This window comes from Salinarimonas sp. NSM (assembly GCF_052380005.1).
In the GTDB taxonomy this organism is placed as follows: domain Bacteria; phylum Pseudomonadota; class Alphaproteobacteria; order Rhizobiales; family Beijerinckiaceae; genus Salinarimonas.
This window is the reverse complement of record NZ_JBQTCJ010000020.1, coordinates 34,287-55,093: the sequence shown is the minus strand read 5'-3', so window position 1 is coordinate 55,093 and position 20,807 is coordinate 34,287. Positions and strand designations below refer to the sequence as shown.

Annotated in this window: 21 protein-coding genes; 16 read left to right on the top strand and 5 right to left on the bottom strand. The window is 72.1% G+C overall.

The genetic code is table 11. The annotated features are described in order from the left end of the window. Window positions 1-2: 2 nt before the first annotated feature. Together ACTZWW_RS09790 and ACTZWW_RS09785 are read left to right on the top strand one after the other, a co-directional pair. Window positions 3-758, top strand: a complete 756-nt coding sequence (locus tag ACTZWW_RS09790) for an ABC transporter ATP-binding protein (RefSeq protein ID WP_444780764.1) — start codon at window positions 3-5, stop codon at window positions 756-758. Next, window positions 755-1,597: an ABC transporter ATP-binding protein gene (locus tag ACTZWW_RS09785; RefSeq protein ID WP_444780763.1), complete on the top strand. Its 843-nt coding sequence runs from the start codon at window positions 755-757 to the stop codon at window positions 1,595-1,597. The genes ACTZWW_RS09790 and ACTZWW_RS09785 overlap by 4 nt, the downstream gene beginning before the upstream one ends. A gap of 4 nt (window positions 1,598-1,601) precedes the next feature. On the opposite strand, the gene ACTZWW_RS09780 is transcribed toward ACTZWW_RS09785, so the two are convergent. Beyond that, the gene (locus ACTZWW_RS09780) at window positions 1,602-2,696 is read right to left on the bottom strand and encodes a S1C family serine protease (protein WP_444780762.1); all 1,095 of its coding nucleotides are present in this window, start codon (window positions 2,694-2,696) and stop codon (window positions 1,602-1,604) included. Window positions 2,697-3,047: 351 nt separating this feature from the next. On the opposite strand from ACTZWW_RS09780, the gene ACTZWW_RS09775 reads away from it, so the two are divergent. From ACTZWW_RS09775 to ACTZWW_RS09755, 5 genes are all read left to right on the top strand, one after another. Beyond that, window positions 3,048-5,204: a malate synthase G gene (locus ACTZWW_RS09775; RefSeq protein ID WP_444780761.1), complete on the top strand. Its 2,157-nt coding sequence runs from the start codon at window positions 3,048-3,050 to the stop codon at window positions 5,202-5,204. A gap of 321 nt (window positions 5,205-5,525) precedes the next feature. Further along, on the top strand, window positions 5,526-7,049 hold the full coding sequence (gene rpoN / locus ACTZWW_RS09770) for an RNA polymerase factor sigma-54 (protein WP_444780760.1): 1,524 nt from the start codon (window positions 5,526-5,528) through the stop codon (window positions 7,047-7,049). A 144-nt stretch (window positions 7,050-7,193) separates the two neighbouring features. Then, window positions 7,194-7,787 carry a ribosome hibernation-promoting factor, HPF/YfiA family gene (gene hpf, locus ACTZWW_RS09765; protein WP_444780759.1) on the top strand — a complete coding sequence of 198 codons (594 nt, stop codon included), beginning with the start codon at window positions 7,194-7,196 and terminating at the stop codon, window positions 7,785-7,787. Between the two features lie 124 nt (window positions 7,788-7,911). After that, a complete protein-coding gene (gene ptsN / locus ACTZWW_RS09760; protein WP_444780758.1) occupies window positions 7,912-8,376 on the top strand; it encodes a PTS IIA-like nitrogen regulatory protein PtsN in 465 nt (154 codons plus the stop codon). 68 nt (window positions 8,377-8,444) lie between these two features. Next, entirely contained in the window at window positions 8,445-8,792 is a 348-nt protein-coding gene (locus tag ACTZWW_RS09755; protein WP_444780757.1) for a DMT family protein, read from the top strand. 15 nt (window positions 8,793-8,807) lie between these two features. Here the strand turns inward: ACTZWW_RS09755 and ACTZWW_RS09750 are convergent, their stop codons facing one another. Beyond that, on the bottom strand, window positions 8,808-9,827 hold the full coding sequence (locus ACTZWW_RS09750) for a TadE/TadG family type IV pilus assembly protein (protein WP_444780756.1): 1,020 nt from the start codon (window positions 9,825-9,827) through the stop codon (window positions 8,808-8,810). Window positions 9,828-10,005: 178 nt separating this feature from the next. Between ACTZWW_RS09750 and purL the strand changes: the two genes are divergently transcribed. The 4 genes from purL to ACTZWW_RS09730 all read left to right on the top strand — a co-directional run bounded on the left by purL (window position 10,006) and on the right by ACTZWW_RS09730 (window position 13,749). Beyond that, on the top strand, window positions 10,006-12,234 hold the full coding sequence (gene purL / locus ACTZWW_RS09745; RefSeq protein WP_444780755.1) for a phosphoribosylformylglycinamidine synthase subunit PurL: 2,229 nt from the start codon (window positions 10,006-10,008) through the stop codon (window positions 12,232-12,234). Window positions 12,235-12,249: 15 nt separating this feature from the next. Further along, window positions 12,250-12,486, top strand: a complete 237-nt coding sequence (locus ACTZWW_RS09740) for a BolA family protein (protein WP_444780754.1) — start codon at window positions 12,250-12,252, stop codon at window positions 12,484-12,486. 56 nt (window positions 12,487-12,542) lie between these two features. Then, window positions 12,543-12,878, top strand: a complete 336-nt coding sequence (grxD, locus tag ACTZWW_RS09735) for a Grx4 family monothiol glutaredoxin (protein ID WP_444780753.1) — start codon at window positions 12,543-12,545, stop codon at window positions 12,876-12,878. A 283-nt stretch (window positions 12,879-13,161) separates the two neighbouring features. Continuing rightward, window positions 13,162-13,749, top strand: coding sequence for a hypothetical protein (locus tag ACTZWW_RS09730; RefSeq protein WP_444780752.1), 588 nt, complete (start codon window positions 13,162-13,164; stop codon window positions 13,747-13,749). Here the strand turns inward: ACTZWW_RS09730 and ACTZWW_RS09725 are convergent. Together ACTZWW_RS09725 and ACTZWW_RS09720 are read right to left on the bottom strand one after the other, a co-directional pair. After that, on the bottom strand, window positions 13,710-14,534 hold the full coding sequence (locus tag ACTZWW_RS09725; RefSeq protein WP_444780751.1) for a TrmH family RNA methyltransferase: 825 nt from the start codon (window positions 14,532-14,534) through the stop codon (window positions 13,710-13,712). The two genes, ACTZWW_RS09730 and ACTZWW_RS09725, sit on opposite strands and share 40 nt — an antisense overlap. Further along, window positions 14,534-15,418 (bottom strand): class I SAM-dependent methyltransferase, encoded by an 885-nt coding sequence (locus ACTZWW_RS09720; RefSeq protein ID WP_444780750.1) that lies wholly within the window; start codon window positions 15,416-15,418, stop codon window positions 14,534-14,536. Before ACTZWW_RS09720 ends, ACTZWW_RS09725 begins: the two co-directional genes overlap by 1 nt. Window positions 15,419-15,503: 85 nt before the next feature. Between ACTZWW_RS09720 and ACTZWW_RS09715 the strand changes: the two genes are divergently transcribed. The 3 genes from ACTZWW_RS09715 (at window position 15,504) to ACTZWW_RS09705 (ending at window position 18,337) form a co-directional block, all read left to right on the top strand. Next, a complete protein-coding gene (locus ACTZWW_RS09715; protein WP_444780749.1) occupies window positions 15,504-16,076 on the top strand; it encodes a Fur family transcriptional regulator in 573 nt (190 codons plus the stop codon). A 58-nt stretch (window positions 16,077-16,134) separates the two neighbouring features. Beyond that, complete coding sequence (locus ACTZWW_RS09710; RefSeq protein WP_444780748.1) at window positions 16,135-17,487, top strand: DUF2254 domain-containing protein; 1,353 nt, start codon at window positions 16,135-16,137, stop codon at window positions 17,485-17,487. A 64-nt stretch (window positions 17,488-17,551) separates the two neighbouring features. Beyond that, window positions 17,552-18,337, top strand: a complete 786-nt coding sequence (locus ACTZWW_RS09705; protein WP_444780747.1) for a tellurite resistance TerB family protein — start codon at window positions 17,552-17,554, stop codon at window positions 18,335-18,337. A gap of 22 nt (window positions 18,338-18,359) precedes the next feature. On the opposite strand, the gene ACTZWW_RS09700 is transcribed toward ACTZWW_RS09705, so the two are convergent. Beyond that, window positions 18,360-18,593 carry a DUF2798 domain-containing protein gene (locus ACTZWW_RS09700; protein ID WP_444780746.1) on the bottom strand — a complete coding sequence of 78 codons (234 nt, stop codon included), beginning with the start codon at window positions 18,591-18,593 and terminating at the stop codon, window positions 18,360-18,362. 192 nt (window positions 18,594-18,785) lie between these two features. Between ACTZWW_RS09700 and ACTZWW_RS09695 the strand changes: the two genes are divergently transcribed. Together ACTZWW_RS09695 and ACTZWW_RS09690 are read left to right on the top strand one after the other, a co-directional pair. Then, on the top strand, window positions 18,786-19,478 hold the full coding sequence (locus ACTZWW_RS09695) for a thiamine phosphate synthase (protein WP_444780745.1): 693 nt from the start codon (window positions 18,786-18,788) through the stop codon (window positions 19,476-19,478). Next, the gene (locus tag ACTZWW_RS09690; RefSeq protein ID WP_444780744.1) at window positions 19,475-20,575 is read left to right on the top strand and encodes a tetratricopeptide repeat protein; all 1,101 of its coding nucleotides are present in this window, start codon (window positions 19,475-19,477) and stop codon (window positions 20,573-20,575) included. The genes ACTZWW_RS09695 and ACTZWW_RS09690 overlap by 4 nt, the downstream gene beginning before the upstream one ends. Window positions 20,576-20,807 lie beyond the last annotated feature (232 nt).

Genomic DNA, 20,807 nt, shown 5'->3' with positions numbered 1-20,807 from the left:
AGATGGGCATTCTCGAGGTCAAGAACGTCAACAAGTCCTTCGGCGGCCTCAAGGCGCTGCGCGAGGTCAATCTCGACGTGGCTGAGGGCTCGGTCCACGCCATCATCGGCCCGAACGGGGCGGGCAAGTCGACGCTGCTGAACACGCTCATCGCCAAGCTCACGCCGGACACCGGCACGGTGACCTTCGACGGACGGCCGCTGGTGGGCATGTCGCCGCATGAGATCAACCAGATCGGCGTCGCGCGCGTCTTTCAGACGCCGGAGATCTTCGGGGAGCTGTCGCTCCTCGAGAACGTGATGATCCCCGCCTTCGCCCGCCGCGACGGCGCCTTCGGCCTGCACGCCTGGAACCAGGTCGTGGCCGAGCGCGAGATCCGCGACCGCGCCATGGCGCTCCTCGCCGACCTCAAGCTCGACGGCAAGGCGCATGTGGAGGCGCAGCATCTCTCGCGGGGCGACAAGCGCCGGCTCGAGCTCGCCATGTGCCTCGTCCAGGAGCCCAAGCTCCTGCTCCTCGACGAGCCGACGGCGGGCATGTCGCGCGCGGACACGAACCGCACGATCGACCTCCTCAAGGAGATCGCCGGGCGCGGCATCACCATGGTCGTCATCGAGCACGACATGCACGTCGTGTTCTCGCTGGCGCAGAAGATCTCGGTGCTCGCCCAGGGCGCCATCATCGCCGAGGACCTGCCTGAGAACATCAAGGGCAACCCGAAGGTCCAGGAAGCCTATCTCGGGGGAGCGCACCTATGAGCGACACGACGCACGCCGCCGCCCGCCCGCCCGAGGCACCCGAGAGGACACCCCCGGCCCGCGGCGGCATCCTCCTCGGCGACGAGGTCTTCGCCCACGCCGAGGGCGGCCCCAAGCCGCGGACGCTCGCCGAGCACGCCTACTTCTCGGTCTGGGACCTGCACGCCTACTACGGCGAGAGCTACATCGTGCAGGGCGTCTCCTTCCAGGTCCGGGAGGGCGAGATCCTGGCGCTGCTCGGCCGCAACGGCGCCGGCAAGACCTCGACCCTGCGCGCCATCGCCCGCACGGACTCCCCGGAGGTCCGCCACGGCGAGATCTGGCTCGACCACAAGCCGATCCATTCCATGCGGGCCCACGGCGCGGCGCAGAACGGCATCGGCCTCGTGCCGGAGGACCGGCGCATCATCCAGGGGCTGACGGTGGAGGAGAACCTCCAGCTCGCCCAGATCGCGCCCCCCAAGGGCTGGTCGATCGAGCGGATCTACGACCTCTTCCCGCGCCTCGGCGAGCGGCGCAAGCAGGAGGGCACGACGCTCTCGGGCGGCGAGCAGCAGATGCTGGCCATCGGCCGCACGCTCGCGCGCGACGTCAAGCTGCTCCTCCTGGACGAGCCCTACGAGGGCCTGGCACCCGTCATCGTGCAGGAGATCGAGCGCACGCTGGAAGAGATCAAGCGGCTGGGCATGACGACGATCATCGTCGAGCAGAACGCCATCGCAGCGCTGCATCTGGCAGACCGGGCGATCATCCTCGACATGGGCGAGATCGTCTTCGACGGAACGGCGAAGGACGTTCTCGACAATACCGAGCTGCGGCAGGAGTACCTGGCGATCTGAAGGCCTACAGCCGCGCCGAGACGTCCTGCGTCGCCACGACGACCTCCCGCGGCTCCCCGTCCCGCAGCACCAGGAGCCGGACGTCGTCGCCGACTTCCACGTCGCCGAGCGCGCGGGTGAGGTCGGCGAAGGTCTCCACCCGCTCGCCGTTCACGGCGAGGATGATGTCGCCGACGGTGCCGTCGCGCATGTCGATGCCCACGAGGCCCGCCTCCTCGGCCGGCGAGCCGCGCACGACCCGCAGCACGACGACGCCGTCGATCCCCAGCCGCCGCGAGATCGCGTCCTCGCCGACGACGACGCCGATGCCCGGGGTGGGCACCGTGCCGTCGCGAATGAGCTGCGGCACGACCTCGTTGACGACGTCGATCGGCACGGCGAAGCCGATCCCCGCCGACGCGCCGGACGGCGAGAAGATCGCCGTGTTGACGCCGATCACCCGCGCGGCCGAGTCGAGCAGCGGCCCGCCCGAGTTGCCGGGGTTGATCGCGGCGTCGGTCTGGATCACGTCGGCGATCTCGCGCCCCCGTCCCGTCGGCAGCGTGCGCTGGAGCGCGGAGACGACCCCCGTCGTCAGCGTCTGGTCGAGCCCGAACGGGTTGCCGATGGCGTAGGTCCATTGCCCGACGACGAGCTCGGCGGAGGCGCCGATCGGCAGCGGCGGCGGGATGCGGGTCGGCCGCGACAGCCGCAGGACGGCGATGTCGACGTTGGGCGCGCGCCCGACGACCGAGGCCTCGACGATCTCCCCGTCCGCGAGCCGCACCGAGACCTCCTGCGCACCCGCGATCACGTGGTTGTTGGTGACGACGTGCCCGGCCTCGTCCCACAGGAACCCCGAGCCCGACTGCAGCCCGCCGCTCCCGGGGCCGAGCATGCCGGCGCCCTCGGCGCGGCCGAAGACGTGGACGACCGAGGGCGAGGCCTGCGCGAAGACCTCCACGGCGTTGATCTCCATGCCGCCGAGGTCGCCCCTCACGGCCACCGCCCGCGGCTCGGCCTCGGCGAAGAACAGCCGCAGCAGGTAGGGCTCCGCGACGTAGATCGCGAACAGCGCGACGAGCGCCGCGAGGGTGAGGCGGAAGAAGCCGGTGGTCACGGGGTCTCCTGGGGTGGCGACGGCTGCCGAAGGAACGCGCGCGGGACGGCGACGGTTCGGAGGGCGCGCCTTCCTCCCCGCAGGGGAGGAGTCCGCGCGAAGCGCGGGCGGTGGGGCCGTTCGGCTCTTCCTGGCGAGCCGGTCCGCCGTCCTCCCCACCCTCCGGCCTGCGGCCTCCGTCCTCCCCTGCGGGGAGGAAGTCTGCACGCAACACTGCGCCTCCATTCTTTCCATTTGCGAAAAGATCCCTCCCCGTCCCTCGTGATTGAACCCGGGGCGCCGCGCTGCTAGCTCCTGTGCTCGGCCCGCGACGGCCCAAGACGCCGCGGCCCAAGACGAGGGAGGACATCCATGACGCAGCGCATCGACGCCCACGGCCTGCAGGTCGCCGCCGAGCTCCACGCCTTCGTCGAAGGGGAGGCGCTGCCCGGGACGGGCGTGTCCGCGGACGCCTTCTGGAGGGGCCTCTCGGGCCTCGTGCACGATCTCTCGCCGAGGAACCGGGCGCTGCTCGCCCGCCGCGAGGAGCTCCAGAGCGCGATCGACGCCTGGCATCTCGAGCGCCGCGGCAAGCCCCACGACGCCGGCGCCTACGAGGCTTTCCTGCGCGAGATCGGCTATCTCGTCCCCGAGGGTCCGGACTTCACCGTCGAGACCGGCAATGTCGACCCGGAGATCGCCACGATCGCCGGCCCGCAACTCGTCGTGCCGATCACCAACGCACGCTATGCGCTGAACGCCGCGAACGCCCGCTTCGGCTCGCTCTACGACGCGCTCTACGGCACCGACGCGCTCGGCGATGCGCCCGCGGGCGGCGGATACGATCCGCAGCGGGGCGCGCGGGTCATCGCCTGGGCGAAGGGCTTCCTCGACACGATCGCGCCCCTCGTCCACGGCTCCCACGCCGGCGCGACCGGCTACCGGGTGGAGGACGGCGCGCTCGTCGTGACGCTCCAGGGCGGGGCGCAGACGCGGCTGAAGGACGCCGGGCGCTTCGCCGGCCATCGCGGCGGGGCGGACGCGCCGGACGGCGTGCTCCTGCGCCACAACGCGCTCCATGCGGAGATCGTCGTCGACCGCGCCCATCCGATCGGCAAGACCGACGCGGCCGGCGTCGCGGACGTGATCCTCGAATCCGCGGTCTCGACCATCATGGACTGCGAGGATTCGGTCGCCTGCGTCGACGCCGCCGACAAAGTGGTCGCCTATCGCAACTGGCTCGGCCTGATGAAGGGCGATCTCGCGACCGAGGTGACCAAGGGCGGGCGGACCTTCGTCCGCGAGCTCGACGCCGACCGCGTCTACACCGATCCCCAGGGCCGGGAGCTGCGCCTCCACGGCCGCTCGCTGATGCTGATCCGCAACGTCGGCCACCTGATGACCAACCCCGCCGTGCTCGACCGCGAGGGGAACGAGGTCTTCGAGGGCCTGCTCGACGCGATGATCACGTCGCTGATCGCCATCCACGACCTGAAGGGCAGCGGCCCGGGCAACTCGCGCGCCGGCTCGGTCTACATCGTCAAGCCGAAGATGCACGGGCCCGATGAGGTCGCGTTCACGGACGAGATCTTCGGCCGGGTGGAGGACGCGCTCGGCCTCGCGCGCTTCACGCTCAAGGTCGGCATCATGGACGAGGAGCGCCGCACCACGGTGAACCTCAAGGAATGCATCCGCGCCGCCAAGAACCGCGTCGTGTTCATCAACACGGGCTTCCTCGACCGCACCGGCGACGAGATCCACACCTCGATGGAAGCCGGGCCGATGGTCCGCAAGAACGACATGAAGGGCACGGCCTGGATCCAGGCCTACGAGAACAACAACGTCGACGTCGGTCTCGCCTGCGGGCTCGTTGGCAAGGCGCAGATCGGCAAGGGCATGTGGGCCATGCCCGACCGCATGAAGGCCATGCTCGAGCAGAAGGTCGGCCACCCGATGGCGGGGGCGAGCTGCGCCTGGGTCCCCTCCCCCACCGCCGCGACGCTGCACGCGACGCACTACCATCGGGTGGACGTGAAGGCCCGCCAGGAGGAGCTCGCCTCGCGCGCGCGGGCGCCGCTCGCGGACATCCTGACGATCCCGCTCGCGGACCGGCCGAACTGGTCGGAGGAGGAGGTCCGCTCGGAGATCGAGAACAACGCGCAGGGCATCCTCGGCTACGTCGTGCGCTGGATCGACCAGGGCGTGGGCTGTTCCAAGGTGCCGGACATCCACGACGTGGGCCTGATGGAGGACCGGGCGACCTGCCGGATCTCCTCGCAGCACCTGGCGAACTGGCTGCATCACGGGGTCGTCACGCGCGAGCAGGTCCTCGAGACCATGAAGCGCATGGCGGCGGTGGTCGATCGCCAGAACGGCTCCGACCCGCTCTATCGGCCGATGGCGCCCGCCTTCGACGGCCCGGCCTTCCGCGCCGCCTGCGACCTCGTCCTCGAAGGCCGCGTCCAGCCCTCGGGCTACACCGAGCCGGTGCTGCATGCGCGGCGCCTCGAGAAGAAGGCGGCCGGCTGATCTCGAGCCGCAACGGCGCTTCCTCCCCGAAGGGGGAGGAGTCCGCGCGAAGCGCGGGCGGTGGGGCCGTTCGACCGTGCTCGCGAGCCGGCCCGCCTTCCTCCCCACCCTCCGGCCTTCGGCCGTCGTCCTCCCCTGCGGGGAGGAAGCAGCCGAAGCGTGGCCGTTGCCGCATTGCAACAGGCGCCGGGCGCCTGCGTCCCGCTGGGGGTGCGTGCCCACCGACGCTTTGACGAACCCCGCGCCGGCTTATAAGTATCGTAACGATCGCAAAGCAAATTCCATGCCGGGGAGCTCGGCTGGGCGGTCGCGAGGGTACGCATGAGTCTGTCGCAACGAATGGAGCTGCGCCAGGGCCAGTCCCTGGTGATGACGCCTCAGCTCCTGCAGGCGATCAAGCTCCTGCAGCTCTCCCATCTCGACCTCGTGGCCTACGTCGACGCCGAGCTCGAGCGCAACCCTCTGCTCGAGCGCCACGAGGAGAGCGACGGGCCAGACGTCCCCGAGAGGCCGGAGCCGGTCTCCGAAGAGCCCCCCGCCTGGGACACGGATACGCTGACGTCCGACCGCTCGTCGCTGGAGGGCGACCTCGACACCTCGCTCGACAATTCCTTCGATCCGGACGGGGCCGGCGTCGGCCCGCGGCCGGACGCGCAGGCCTTCGCGGAGGGCGACCGGCTGCCGCTCTCGCCGGGTCCCTGGACGGGCGTCGGACCCGGCGGCTCCTTCGATGGTCCGGAAACCGATTTCGAGGCACGCCTCGCCCGGGAGGCGACACTCGCGGAGCACCTCTCGTCCCAGCTCGACCTCGCCGTCGTCGACCCGATGGAGCGCCTCGTCGGACGCTTCCTGATCGACGCGATCGACGAGGCCGGCTGGCTCGCCGAGAGCGTCGAGGCCGTCGCCGAGCGGCTGTCGTGCTCGGTCGCCCTCGTCGAGCGCGTCCTCGCCACGATCCAGCGCTTCGATCCCGCGGGTGTGGGCGCGCGCGACCTCGCCGAGTGCCTCGCCATCCAGCTGCGCGAGCGCGACCGATTCGATCCCGCCATGCAGGCACTGGTCTCGCGCCTCGACCTCCTCGCCAAGCGCGACCTCAAGGCGCTGGAGCGGCTGTGCGGCGTCGACGAGGAGGACCTCGCGCAGATGATCCGCGAGATTCGCGCGCTCGACCCCAAGCCCGGCCGCGCCTTCGGCGGCGCGCCGGTCGAGGTGCTCGTGCCCGACGTCTTCGTGCGCCCGGCGCCCGACGGGTCCTGGCTGATCGACCTCAACCCCGACACGCTGCCGCGCGTCCTGATGAACCAGGCCTACTACGCCCGCGTCGCCCGCTCGGCGAAGACCGAGACCGAGCGCGCCTTCGTCACCGAATGCCTGCAGAACGCCAACTGGCTCACCCGCTCCCTCGACCAGCGGGCGAAGACGATCCTCAAGGTCGCGAGCGAGATCGTGCGCCAGCAGGACGGGTTCTTCGCCCATGGCGTCACCCACCTGCGCCCGCTCAACCTGCGCACCATCGCCGACGCCATCGGCATGCACGAATCGACCGTCTCGCGCGTGACCTCGAACAAGTCGATCGGCACGCTGCGCGGCGTGTTCGAGATGAAGTACTTCTTCACGGCGGCGATCGCGGGGACGGGCGGCGACCAGCACTCCTCCGAGGCGGTGCGCCACCGCATCAGGCAGCTCATCGACGCCGAGCGCCCCACCGCCGTCCTGTCGGACGATCAGCTCGTCAAGATCCTGCGCGGCGACGGCATCGACATCGCCCGGCGGACAGTGGCCAAGTATCGGGAATCGCTGCGCATTCCCTCCTCGATCGAGCGCCGCCGGGCGAAGTGCGGCTGACGCGGCGGACCTCCGGCGCCCGCCCTTCGTTGACGGACGCGCCCCACCTCCTTACCAAATGGAGGAACGAACGGTGCCAGGCCCGTCGCGGGCGGGAACCCGCCGCGAGGGGGGAGCCCGTCGCCATCGGGGGAGAGAGAGCCCATGACCCTACGGATCTCCGGCAAGAACATGGACATCGGGGACGCCCTGCGTGCCCAGGTGCAGGAGCGGGTCGACGCCGCCGTCGCCAAGTACTTCGACGGCTCCGTCACCGGCCACGTGACCGTGGAGAAGGAGGGGACCGGGTTCCGGACCGAGTGCGTCATCCATCTGCCGACCGGGGTGACCCTCGAATCGCAGGGCATGGCCCACGACGCCTACGCCGCCTTCGACCAGTCGGCGCATCGGATCGAGAAGCGGCTGCGGCGCCACAAGCGCCGCCTGCGCGACCACCAGTCGGATGCCAAGGGCAACAAGATCGCTCCCGTCGAGGCCGCCTACGCCATCCTGGAGGCGCCGGCCGAGGACGTCGACGACGACGTGGATGTCGCCGAGGAGGACTACAGCCCCGTCGTCATCGCCGAATCGACGCGCGCGCTGCACCGCAGCTCCGTCGCCGAGGCCGTGCTCGAGCTCGACCTGTCGGGCGCGCCGTTCATGATCTTTCTCCACGCTGGCACCGGACGCGTGAACGTCGTATACCGCCGCCACGATGGGGCGATCGGCTGGATCGACCCTCCGGAACCGGCGCGCTGAGGCGTGCCCCGCCAGAGCCGCGCCCCGAGAGGGACCGATCACGAGGAGCTGCGATCTCGGAGGTTCACGTCACGCCGCCCCCCTTGTGGGGCGCGTGCGACGGCTCCGAGGCTGATTGATCGTCATGGCGCTAGTCGAACTCCTATCCCCAGACGCGATCGCCCCCGCCCTCAAGGTCGGGGGCAAGAAGCAGGCTCTCCAGGAGCTCGCGAGCCACGCGGCCGGCCTCACGGGGCTTGACCAGCAGGCCGTCTTCGAGACGCTGCTCCAGCGCGAGCGCCTCGGCTCGACGGGCGTCGGCGAGGGGATCGCCATCCCCCACGGCAAGCTCGCCAAGCTCGACCGGCTGTTCGGCTTCGTGGCCCGGCTGGAGAAGCCGATCGACTTCGATGCCATCGACGGCATGCCGGTCGACGTGCTGTTCCTTCTGCTGGCGCCGGAGGGCGCCGGCGCCGACCATCTCAAGGCGCTCGCCCGCGTCGCCCGCGTCCTGCGACGGCCCGGCGTCCTCGATCGCCTCAGGGCGGCCCACGACGCGGCCGCGATCTACGCGGTGCTGATCGAGAACTCGGAGCCGGCGGCGGCCTGACGCGGACGTGCCAGGCTTTCGGGCCTGCGCTCACTTCAGGCTTTCCTGCCGCCCGAGGCCCGACCCCGATGACGTCCGCGGCGCTGCTGCCGATCCTGCTCCTCGTCCTCTCCAACGTGTTCATGACGGTGGCCTGGTACGGCCACCTGAAGTTCCCCGGCGCCCCGCTCTGGGGCGTCGTGCTGGCGAGCTGGGGCATCGCCTTCTTCGAGTACTGCCTCGCCGTGCCCGCGAATCGCATCGGGCACGGGACCTACAGCGCGGCGGAGCTGAAGACGATCCAGGAGGTGATCACGCTGTGCGTCTTCGCCGTCTTCTCCGTGACGGTGCTGAAGGAGGCGCTGACGATGAACCACCTCGTCGGCTTCGGCTTCATCGCCCTGGGCGCCTTCTTCGTCTTCAAGGGCCCGCTTTGATGCGGCTGCGCGCCCTCATTCGACCAGCGCGACGCTGATCGGCCCCAGCACGTCGCCGCCGCAGCGCATCACCACGCGGATGTCGTCGTAGTCCTGGTCGGTCCACTGGCCGATGTGCGGCGGGCGGTCCTCCCAGCCGAAGTACATGTACTCGCCCGGCTCGCAGACCTCCGTGTTCACGGCGGGCGTGCGGCCGCGCTGGGCGTTGCCCGGGATGATCGAGTCCCGGTGGCCGGGCTCGCACTCCTCCGCGGTGCGGCAGCGGATCGTCTCGATCAAGTCGCGGTACTGCGTGTTGTACTGCGCGACGCCGCCGCGCATCGTCGTGTCGGTGTAGTGGTCCCAGCGCTCGTTGTTGCGGCGCGCGGCGGCGCTGGTGCGCGCGTTGCGGATGTTGATGAGGTGATAGCTCAGCGCCTCGCCCGGCCCGCACTCGACCGAGAGGGTCTGCGGCGCCGCCGCGACGCCCTCGTCGGTGTTGTCGGCGATCTTGAGGAAGCCGTCCTCGCGCAGGCCGCTCTCGCTGTGGATCACGCCGAGACGCTCGCTGCGGCGCTCGTGATAGCAATAGACCCGCAGCTCGTTGTAGTCCGCCGCCTCGACGCTGAGGTTCGCCCGCTCGATCTCGAAGGGGGTCGTGCGCTGCGTCGCCGCGGCGGTGGCCGTCACGCCGACGTCGACCCGCGGCATGAGGAAGGAGGCGAGCGTCATCGGCACCACGGCCGTGGCGTCGACCTGGACGCGGTGCGTCCCGACGAAGGCGCCGGTCGCGCTCGTGCCCAGCACGTCGACGCCGGTCTCCACCAGCACGGCGGTGAACACCGCCTGCGCGTCGTGGCGACGCCCCAGCAGCGACTCCCTGGCGAGATGCAGCGCCGTCGCGTCGGCGGCGCGCTGCAGGTCCGCCTTCACGCTCGTCGCGCGGGCGTAGTCCACGGCCGCCCCGGCGATCGCGATCAGCGGCACGATCGTCAGCGCGAAGGCGATGGCGGTGGCGCCGGAGCGGTCCGCGATGAGACGGTTGACGGCCTGCATCGATGATCTCCACGATTCGATACGCATTTGCGATGCATTCGAGCGAAATGCGTGCCATCGAGCCGTGTGCCGGAACGGCACAGCCCTCGAGGGTTCGGTAAGGTCTCGCCGGAGGCGCACCGGATTGCGTCCGAGCGCCCCAGCGTCTACAGCCGTCGCGACAGCCGGGACCTCGATCATGACCGACGCGACCACGCCCCCCATCACCCCCGAGCTCGTGGCCGAGCACGGCCTCGCGCCGGACGAGTACGCGCGGTTCGTCGCGCTGATCGGCCGCGAGCCGACGCTGACCGAGCTCGGCATCGTCTCGGCGATGTGGAACGAGCACTGCTCCTACAAGTCCTCGCGCATCCACCTGCGGGGGCTGCCCACGAGCGCGCCGTGGGTGATCCAGGGCCCGGGCGAGAACGCCGGCGTCATCGACATCGGCGACGGGCTCGCCTGCGTCTTCAAGATGGAGAGCCACAACCATCCGAGCTTCATCGAGCCCTACCAGGGCGCGGCGACCGGGGTGGGTGGCATCCTGCGCGACGTCTTCACCATGGGCGCGCGCCCCATCGCGGCCCTGAACGCCCTGCGCTTCGGCGCGCCGGATCACCCGAAGACCCGCCACCTCGTCTCCGGCGTCGTCGCCGGCATCGGCGGCTACGGCAATTCCTTCGGCGTGCCGACGGTGGCGGGATCGGTCGGCTTCCATACGGCCTACGACGGCAACATCCTCGTCAACGCCATGGCGGTGGGGCTGGCGCGCACCGACGGGATCTTCACCGCCAAGGCGACGGGGGTCGGCAACCCGATCGTCTATCTCGGCTCGAAGACCGGGCGCGACGGCATCCACGGCGCCACCATGGCCTCCGCCTCCTTCGACGACAGCGCCGAGGAGAAGCGCCCCACCGTGCAGGTGGGCGATCCCTTCGCCGAGAAGCTGCTGCTCGAGGCCTGCCTCGAATTGATGACGACCGGCGCCGTCGTCGCGATCCAGGACATGGGCGCGGCGGGGCTCACCTCCTCGGCGGTGGAGATGGGGGCCAAGGGCGATCTCGGCATCGAGCTCGACCTCGACGCCGTCCCCTGCCGCGAGGAGGGGATGACCGCCTACGAGATGATGCTGTCGGAGAGCCAGGAGCGCATGCTCATGGTGCTCGAGCCGGGCAAGCGCGACGTGGCGGAGGCGATCTTCCGCAAGTGGGGCCTCGACTTCGCCGTCGTCGGCAAGACCACCGACACGCTGCGCTTCGTCGTCAAGCATCAGGGCCGGATCGAGGCCGACCTGCCGATCAAGGAGCTCGGCGACGAGGCGCCGGTCTACGACCGTCCCTGGACGCCCTCGCCGAAGCGCCCCGTGATCGAGCCGGCGGAGGTCTCGGCGCCGATGCCCGACGACGAGGCCCTCCTGACGCTCGTCGGCTCCCCGGACCTCTGCTCCAAGCGCTGGGTCTGGGAGCAGTACGACCACCTCATCGGCTCGAACACCGTTCAGCCACCCGGCGGCGACGCCGCCGTCGTCCGGGTGCTCGAGGGGCCCAAGGGCCTCGCGCTGACGACGGACGTCACCCCGCGCTATTGCGAGGCCGACCCGGTCGAGGGCGGCAAGCAGGCGGTCGCGGAGGCGTATCGCAACATCTGCGCGGTCGGCGCGCGCCCGCTCGCCGTCACCGACAACCTCAACTTCGGCAACCCGCAGCGGCCCCACTCCATGGGCCAGCTCGTCGGCTGCATCCGGGGCCTCGGCGAGGCCTGCCGGGCGCTCGACTTTCCCGTCGTGTCGGGCAACGTCTCGCTCTACAACGAGACGAACGAGCGCGGCATCCTGCCGACGCCCACGATCGGCGGTGTCGGCGTCGTGGACGACTGCGCGGTGCATGCGACGATCCCCTTCCGCCGCGAGGGGGACGTCGTGGTGCTGCTGGGCGCGACGCAGGGATGGCTCGGCGCCTCGCTCTATCTCGCGCTCCTCTGCGGCCGCGAGGAGGGCGCGCCGCCGCCCGTCGATCTCGCCGCCGAGCGCCGCGCCGGTGAGCTGGTGCGCGCGCTGATCGCCGAGGGGATGCTGGACACCGTCCACGACCTCTCCGACGGCGGCCTCGCCGTGGCGCTCGCCGAGTGCTGCATGGGGCGCGGAATCGGGGCGCGCATCGACGCGCTGCCGGAGGGGCCGTCGGGGGCGCTGCCGAGCCACGCCGCGCTCTTCGGCGAGGACCAGGGCCGCTACGTCGTCGCCGTTCCGCCCGAGCACCTCGACGCCCTCCTCGCCCGCGCGCAGGCGGCCGGCGTGGCCGCGACGCGCCTGGGGGAGACGGGCGGGGACGCGTTGATTCTCCCCGGCTCTCGGGCCATATCTGTCGTGTCCTTGAAGGACGCACACGAATCCTGGCTGCCCGCCTACATGGCGGGCGAGCCGGCCTGAGGGGGAGGCGACCCGATGCCGATGGACGCGCGCGAGATCGAGCGCATGATCAAGGAGGCGATCCCCGACGCCAATGTCGAGATCCGCGATCTCGCCGGCGACGGCGATCACTACGCCGCCACCGTCACCTCGGCCTCCTTCAAGGGCAAGAGCCGCGTCCAGCAGCACCAGATGGTCTACGCGGCGCTCCAGGGCCGCATGGGCGGCGTGCTGCACGCGCTCGCCCTCACCACAATTCCCGCCGAGACCTGAGGAGGGTCTCGCACATCGAGGTCCGGCGCCTTGAACGCCGGAGCAAGGAGACGATCATGGCCGACGCGCACCAGACGATCGACGCGGAAGTGAAGGGGAACGACGTCGTGCTCTTCATGAAGGGCACGCCCCAGTTCCCCATGTGCGGATTCTCGGGCCAGGTGGTCCAGATCCTCAACTACCTCGGCGTGCCCTACAAGGGCGTCAACGTCCTCGACGACGAGGGCGTCCGCCAGGGCATCAAGGACTATTCCAACTGGCCCACGATCCCGCAGCTCTACGTGAAGGGCGAGTTCGTCGGCGGCTGCGACATCACCCGCGAGATGTTCCAGTCCGGCGAGCTGCAGCAGTTCTTCACCGAGAAGGGCGTGCCGGTGAAGCAGGGGGCGTAAGCGCCTTCTCCCCGCAGGGGAGGACGAGGATGCCGCTCGCCAGCTCGGTCGAACGGCCCCACCGCCCGCGCTGACGCGCGGACTCCTCCCCTGCGGGGAGGAAGCGGGTTTGCGCATGTGGCGACCGGTGGATGAAAGCCGCCGACCGCCACCTCCCCGCAGGGGAGGACGGAGGCCGCAGGCCGGAGGGTGGGGCGGGCGGCGAGCCGGCTCGAAGGAGCGCCGAGACGGCCTCCCGGCACTGCGGTGATCCTCCCTTACGACGCGTTCGATCGGAAACCCGATGGGCGAAGCGAAGCGCAAGGCGAAGCTCGGCGTCGCGGCCTCTCCCTGCCGCGGCTGCACCTATTGCTGCACGCTCCCCGCGATCAACGCCCTCGACAAGCCGATGTACCGCCCCTGCGGGCACATCGCCGCCCAGGCCGCGGGCGGGCTCGGCTGCGGCATCTTCGGCGCGCCCGGGCGGCCCGAGACCTGCCGCGCCTACGAGTGCGCCCACGTCACCGCCCAGCGCACGAGCCACCCCGATCGCCGGCGCATTCCCCATCCGCTGGACGCCGGCGCCTACTTCCACAAGGACCCGATCGAGAACGCGCTCGTCGTCTTCGTCGACCCCGACCGGCCGCTCGCCTGGAAGCGCTCGGCGCTCGTCGAGATCTTCCGCTCGGGCATCGTCGCCGGCATGCCCCTCGTGATCTTCGACCGCGGCCGGCGCATGACGATCCGCACGCCGCGCCAGTACGAGGAGATCGTGCGGCGCGACATGGTCGCCTTCGCGGACGCGCAGGGCATGCCCCGCGAGATCGCGAGCTTCGAGGCGGAGCACCGCCCTCAGGCGAGCGCGCCGTCCTCGGGCTCGGCGATGCCGTAGAGCGCCACCGCCGTGGCGATCGCGAGGTTGAGGCTGTCGGCGCGCCCCTGCATGGGGATCCGCACGAGGTCGGTGCAGGCGGCCGCGATCGCGTCCGTCACCCCCGCCTGCTCGTTGCCCATCACGAGCAGGATCGGCTCGCGCAGGTCCGCGCGGCGGTAGTGCTTCGACGCCGGCAGCGCGGTGCCGACGACGCTTCCCGGCCAGCGGGCGGCGAGGGCCAGGAAGTCCGCCTCCGACCCATCGTAGACCGGCACCGCGAAGATCGAGCCCATCGAGGCCCGCACGGCCTCCACCGAGGCCGGATCGCAGGTCTCCCCCACCAGCAGCACGCCGCCCGCGCCCACCGCGTCCGCGGTGCGCACGATCGTCCCGAGATTACCGGGATCACGCACCCGGTCGAGGGCGACGAAGACCCGTGCGGCGGCGGGGTCGATCGCGTCGAAGCCGCGGCGCGCCCAGCGGAAGGCGGCCACCACGCTCTGGGGATTGTCCTTGCGCGCGATCTTGGCGAGCACCTGGTCGTCGACCTCGAGGCACTCGCCGCCGGCGTCGAGGCAGGCGTTCCGCAGCCGGCGCACGACGTCGCGCTCGCGTCCCTCGCGGTGATAGACCAGGATCTCGGGGGCGCGCCCATTGTCGAGCGCCTCCAGCGCCGTGCGCGCGCCCTCCGCCAGGAACAGGCCGCTTTCCCGGCGCCCCTTGCGGTCGTGCAGCGCGCGCAGCTCCTTCACGGTGGCGTTGGAGAGGCTCGTGACCTCGCGCACCCTCGGGCGGTCGGCCATCAGGGCGCCTCCGGCGTCCAGCGCGCGAAGAGCGAGGTGGACAGGTGGCGGTCGTTCGCCTTGTCCACCGTGACGAGCTCGCCCGACGCGATCGCCCCGCCCCGTGCGCCGAAGGCGTCGCGCATCAATTCGTGCAGCGTCATGAAGGAGAGCCGCACCGCATAGGCGGTGAGCGTGACGAAGCTCGGCTCGTTCGAGAGCAGCTGCCGCGAGAGGTCCATCAGCACCGGCAGGTGCTCGAACAGGTGCCAGACCTCGCCGTTGGGCCCGCGTCCGTAGCGCGGCGGGTCGAGCAGGATCGCGTCGTAGGTGTTGCCGCGGCGGATCTCGCGCTGCGCGAACTTGACCGCGTCGTCGAGGATCCAGCGCACGCCCTCGGCGTCGAGCCCAGACGCGGACTGGTTCTCCTTGGCCCAGGCGATCGCCTTCTTCGAGGCGTCGACATGCGTGACCTTCGCGCCCGCGCGCGCGCAGACGAGGCTCGCGACACCGGTATAGCCGAACAGGTTGAGCACCGAGACCGGGCGCCGCTCGGCCCTGATGCGCGCGTCCATCCAGTCCCAGTGCACGATCTGCTCGGGGAAGATGCCGACGTGGCGGAACGAGGTCGCGCGGCACAGGATCGTGAGGTCGCGCACCGGCACCGGCCAGTCGCCGAGCCGCCCGCGGGCGAACTTCCAGGCCCCCTGCTCGGCCTCCTCGGCGGCGTCGAAGACCGCGTCCGCCTTCGCCCAGAGGCCTGGATTACCCTTGGCCCAGATCGCCTGCGGCTCGGGCCGGTCCATGACGACGTCGCCGAACCGCTCGAGCTTGCGCCCCTCGCCCGTGTCGAGCAGGCGATAGCCGTCCCAGCCGTCGGTGATGAGGAGATCCGCGTGGCGCATGGCCGCGGGGTTTAGCAGGGGGGAGCGGGGCGGGCAATGCGGCCGCGCGTGGCGCGGGCGGCGCTGCGATGCTATATCGTCACGCATGGATCACGAGCACGACCATACCCACGCGCATCCGCACGATCCCTCGGACCCCGGTGCCCACCGGAGTGAGCATCCCTGCGCCCACGCGCACGCCCGGGCTGCCGCCCTCCCCGAGGCGCTCGCGGGGGCGGAGGCGGCGTGCGCCGAGCGGGGCGTGCGGCTCACGCCGATCCGGCGGGCGGTGCTCGAGGCGCTGCTCGAGAGCCACGCGCCGCTGGGCGCCTACGAGATCCTCGACGCGCTGAACGCGGGTGGCGCGGAAGACGGCCCCGGCGAGAGCAAGGCCGGGCGCGGACTCGCGCCGATCGCGGTCTACCGCGCGCTCGACTTCCTGATCGAGCAGGGCTTCGCCCACAAGCTCGCGAGCCGCAACGCGTTCACGGCCTGCCCGCACGCGCACGCGCCGCACGAGCTCGTCGCCTTCCTGATCTGCGAGGCCTGCGGCGGCGTCGACGAGCTGGCGCCGGCGCCGCTGGCGAAGGCGGTGGGGCAGATGCTGGCCCAGGAGGGCTTCGCGCCGCGCCGGCAGGTGCTCGAGATCACCGGCGCCTGCGCGCATTGCCGCGGCTGAGGCTGGGAACGGTGGCGCGAGCTCGGCCGTTGATCTCGCCCCGGCCGAGACCGATCCCATGACTCGCAACCGCAGCCCGCTCCACCCGGTCGGCTCCCGGCTCGCCACCGCCTGGGACGCGGTCCAGTCGAGCCTGTGGTTCGTGCCGGGGCTGATGTCGCTCGCCGCCGGGGCCATCGGCCTCGTCCTGCTTCGCGTCGCGCTGCCCGAGGGAGACGACGCCTGGGGCCTGCTGAAGACGCCCGCCGCGTCCCCCTCGGACTTCGTGTCGACGCTCCTGTCCTCCATGATCACGATGGCGACGCTCGCCATCTCGATCACGATGGTCGTGCTCACGCTGGCGGCGAACCAGCTCGGCTTCCGGCTTATCCGCACCTTCATGAGCGATCGACGCACGCAGGTCGGGCTCGGGCTCTTCCTCGCCACCATCGTCTACCTGCTGATCGTGCTGAGGGGCCTGACTCCCGACGCGGCGGCGCGCGAGGCCGCGGCCGCGGTGACCGGGGCGACGGTGCTCGTGCTCGCCTCGGTGGCGATGCTGCTGTTCTACGTCCACCATCTCGCGCGCTCGATCGTGGCGGACACCCTGATCAACCGCGTCGGCGACCAGCTCGACGCGACGATCGAGCAGTTCCTGCCGGACCTCTCCCCGCAGCAGCGGCAGCATCCCCGTTCGATCGCGAAGCACGACGACGCCCGGCCGATCCACGGGCGCGCGAGCGGCTACGTCCAGGGGATCGACTACGGGCTTCTCGTGCACGCGGCAGGCGAGGCGGGGGGCGTCGTCGAGCTGGCCTACCGGCCCGGCCATCACGTCCTCGCGCGGGGCGTGCACGCCTGGGTGACGCCCCCGGACGCGCTGACCCCGGCGCTCGAGGATGCGTTCGCGCGGGCCGTGGTCGTGGGGCCGGAGCGCACGCCCGTCCAGGATCTCGAGTTCGCCTTCCGCCAGCTCGTCGAGATCGGCCTGCGCGCCCTCTCGCCGAGCCTCAACGACGCCTTCACCGGCATCGCGGTGATCAACCGGCTGGGGCGGTCGATCGCCACCGTGATGAGCCGCCCCTCCGCCGAGCGGGGCTTTCCCGACACGGACGGCGTCGTTCGGGTGATCTCCCCGGTCTCGACCTTCGAGGGGCTCGTCGACGTCGCCTTCCACCAGATCCGGCAGGCCGCGGCCGATCAGCCCGCGGTTCTGATGCACCTGCTCGAGACTCTCGCGCAGCTCGCGGAGATCGCCCGGGACCCCGATCGCAAGGCCGTCATCGCCGAGCACGTCGATCTCGCCACGGAGGCCGGGCGGCGCGCCGTCGCCGAGCCGCGCGACGTCGCCGCGATCGAGGCGCGGCGCGACGCCGCCCTGGCGGCGCTCACGCGCGACGAGCCGGTCTCCCACGAGGACGGCCTGCGCTGAGCTTGCGGCCCCGCTCGCGCGCGCCCATCTGAGGGACGTCGCATCCAATCACCGAAGGCTCCCCATGCTCGACGCGAAGAAGCTCCTCGACCAGGTCCTCGGCTCCGCCCGCGCGGGAGATCTCTCCGGGCTCGAGGCGCAGGCGCGCCGCATGCTCGGGCAAGGGGGCGGTTCCGCCGGCGCCGGCAGCGCGGGCGGCGGAACCGGAGACCTGCTCAAGGGCGGCCTCGCCGGCGGGGTCGTCGGGCTCCTGCTCGGCAGCAAGAAGGCGCGCAAGTTCGCCGGCAAGACCGCCGGCACGGCGCTGAAGATCGGCGGCGTCGCCGCGGTCGCGGGCCTCGCCTACGCCGCCTGGCGCAATCGTCAGGCTGCGATCGGGGCGCCCGTCGCGGAGCCCGCGGGCCACGGCGCCACGCACCTGATGCCGGCCGGCGGCGCGGCCCTGCTCGCGCCCCCCGCCGACAGCGGCTTCGCGCCCGCGAACGCGCCCGGCGGGGAGGAGGCGCTCGCCCGCGCCGTGCTCGTCGCCATGATCCAGGGCGCCAAGGCCGACGGCCACATCGACGGCGAGGAGCAGGCGCGCATCTTCGCGCACATCGAGCAGCTCGGCCTCGACGCGGAGGCGAAGGCCTTCGTCATGGACGAGCTCGCCGCCCCCCTCGACATCGACAAGGTGGTGCGCGCCGCACGCACGCCGGAGATGGCGACGGAGCTCTACGCCGCCTCGCTGCTCGCGATGGTCCCCGACCACCCGGCCGAGCGGGCCTATCTCGACATGCTCGCCGCGCGGCTCGAGCTCGACCGTGGGCTCGCCGCCGAGGTCGAGCGCGCCGTGATGGAGGCGACCTGACCGGCGCGGCGCGAACGGCCCCTCACGCGGGCGGCTCGACCACCCGGGCGACGATCCGGCGCACGATCGGCGCGAAGGTGAACACGCCCGGGAACGCCACCGCCCAGGCGAACAGCCAGCCGGTCGTCCACTTGAACACGAAATCGTCGAAGCCGACCGCGCGCACGGTCGCGATCCCCGAGACGATCAAGGACATGATCCCCGAGAGGAACAGCGCGAACAGGATCGGGGCGAAACGGGCGGGAAGCTTGCGCACGGGCGTATCCGACGAGGCGAGGCGGCCCGCTCCTGACGACCTCTCGCTCTTGCGCCGAGCGGCGCGGAGCGGCATGAGAGGGCCGTGCGGGCGCTTCGCTCATAGCCCGAGCGGAGCGCACGGCCAAGCCCGCGATGAAGCCCGCGATCGCGGCCCGCCGGGCCGCCCCGCGCACAGCGCAAGAGGCCTCACGTGACGCCCACCCTCCTCTATCTCGTCACCCCGATCGTCGAGGACCCCGCCGGCTTCGCGCCGACCCTGCGCGCGGCGATGCGCGACGGCACCGCCGCGGCCGTGCTGCTGCGCCTGCCGCTGCGCGAGGAGCGTCTCCTGATCAACCACGTCAAGGCGCTCGCGCCGATCGCCCAGGAGGCCGGGGCGGCGCTCGTCGTCGCGGTCGAGGGCCGTGGCGGCGCGGAGACGATGGCGATCGATCTCGGCCGCGTCGCCACCCGCGGCGGCGCGGACGGCGCCCACGCCCGCGATCTCGCCGAGGCGCGCTTCCTGCGCGAGCGGCTGGAGAGCGACCGCGTCGTCGGCGTCGGCGGGCTCAAGACACGTCACGACGCGATGACGGCGGGGGAGATCGGCGTCGACTACGTCCTCTTCGGCGAGCCGCGCGCCGACGGCTCGCTGCCGGCGCTCGAGACCGTGCTCGAGCGCGCCGCATGGTGGGCGGAGATCTTCGAGCCGCCCTGCGTCGCCTTCGCCCCGAGCCTCGACGCCGTGCCGGCGCTGGCGCGGACGGGCGCGGAGTTCGTTGCTCTCGGGGAGGCCGCCTTCGCCGACACGGCGGGTCCCGCCGACGCGCTGGCGCGGGCGCGGGCGATGCTCGACGCCGCGGACGCGGAGCGGGCGCGGCGCGCCGCGGAGGACGGCTCGTGAGGCGCGCGCGTCCGCTCATCGCGCCCAGCCTCGCGCTCGTCTTCGCGCTCGTCTTCGCGCTCCTGGCGACGCCGGCCGACGCCCAGGCGCCGGAGGCCTCCGAGCCAGAGGCGGCGCCCGCGCTCGCGGCACCCGACGGCGGGGTGGCTCCGGTCGAGCCGCCCCTCGTCACGGCACCCGCCGGGCGCGAGCCCGTCGAGACGAACGGCTTTCGCGACACGACGCTCGCCGCGCCGCCGCCGGTCGGCGCCGACGCCGACCCGGACGCCGACCTCGCCTACGGCGCCTTCCAGCGCGGCTACTATCTCACCGCCTTCCACCGCGCGACGCAGCGGCTCGAGCGCACGCCCGACGATGCCGCCGCGATGACGCTGCTCGGCGAGCTCCACGCCCAGGGGCTCGGCGTGCCGCAGGACGTCGCGCGCGCCGCCGACTGGTATCGGCTCGCCGCCCGCGAGGGAGACCCGAACGCGCTGTTCGCCCTCGCGATGATCGCCATCGAGGGCGAGGGCGTGCCGGCGGACGCGCGGGAGGGCCGTGCGCTGCTCGAGCGGGCCGCCGAGGCCGGCCACCCCCGAGCCGCGTACAACCTCGCCCTCCTCCTGCTCGGCTCGGAGGAGGATGCGGACCTCGCCCGGGCAGCAGGGCTGATGCGTCTCGCCGCCGAGGCCGACGTCGCCCCCGCGCAGCATGCCCTCGGCGTCCTCTACGCCGAGGGCCGCGGCGTCGAGGAGGACCCGATCGCGGCGGCCGCCTGGTTCTCCCGTGCCGCCCGCAACGGCGACGTCGCGGGCATGGTCGAGTACGCCATCGCGCTGTTCAACGGCGCGGGGCTCGCGCCCGACGAGGCCGAGGCGGCGCGCTGGTTCCGCGAGGCGGCCTTCCGCGGCAACGCGGTCGCCCAGAACCGCCTCGCGCGCCTCCACGCCCTGGGTCGCGGCGTCGCGCAGGACCCGGTCGAGGCCGCCGCCTGGCACCTGGCCGCCGCCGCGCAGGGCCTGGAGGACGCCTGGCTGGACGAGGCGCTGGCACGCCTCGGGCCCGACGAGCGCGCCGACGCGCTCGCGCTCGCCGAGAGCCGCCTCGCGCAGCCCTGACGAGGCCGCGCGCCAAGGCCGCGGGCCGGCCCGTCGGCGCAATCCGCGGTCTCCCCCCCGCAATTCCTTTCCAGATCGAGAAGAGCGATTAACCGCGTGTTTACCTTGACGGGGAAAAGTCGAGGCGTCGGCGCATGCCCGCAACCGTCCGTCAACTTCCGGCGGCCGCGGGCGGCGTCGGGGCAGGCGCGTCGGGGCGGCGCCGGGCCCGGCCGCGCATCCTTCGCACGGC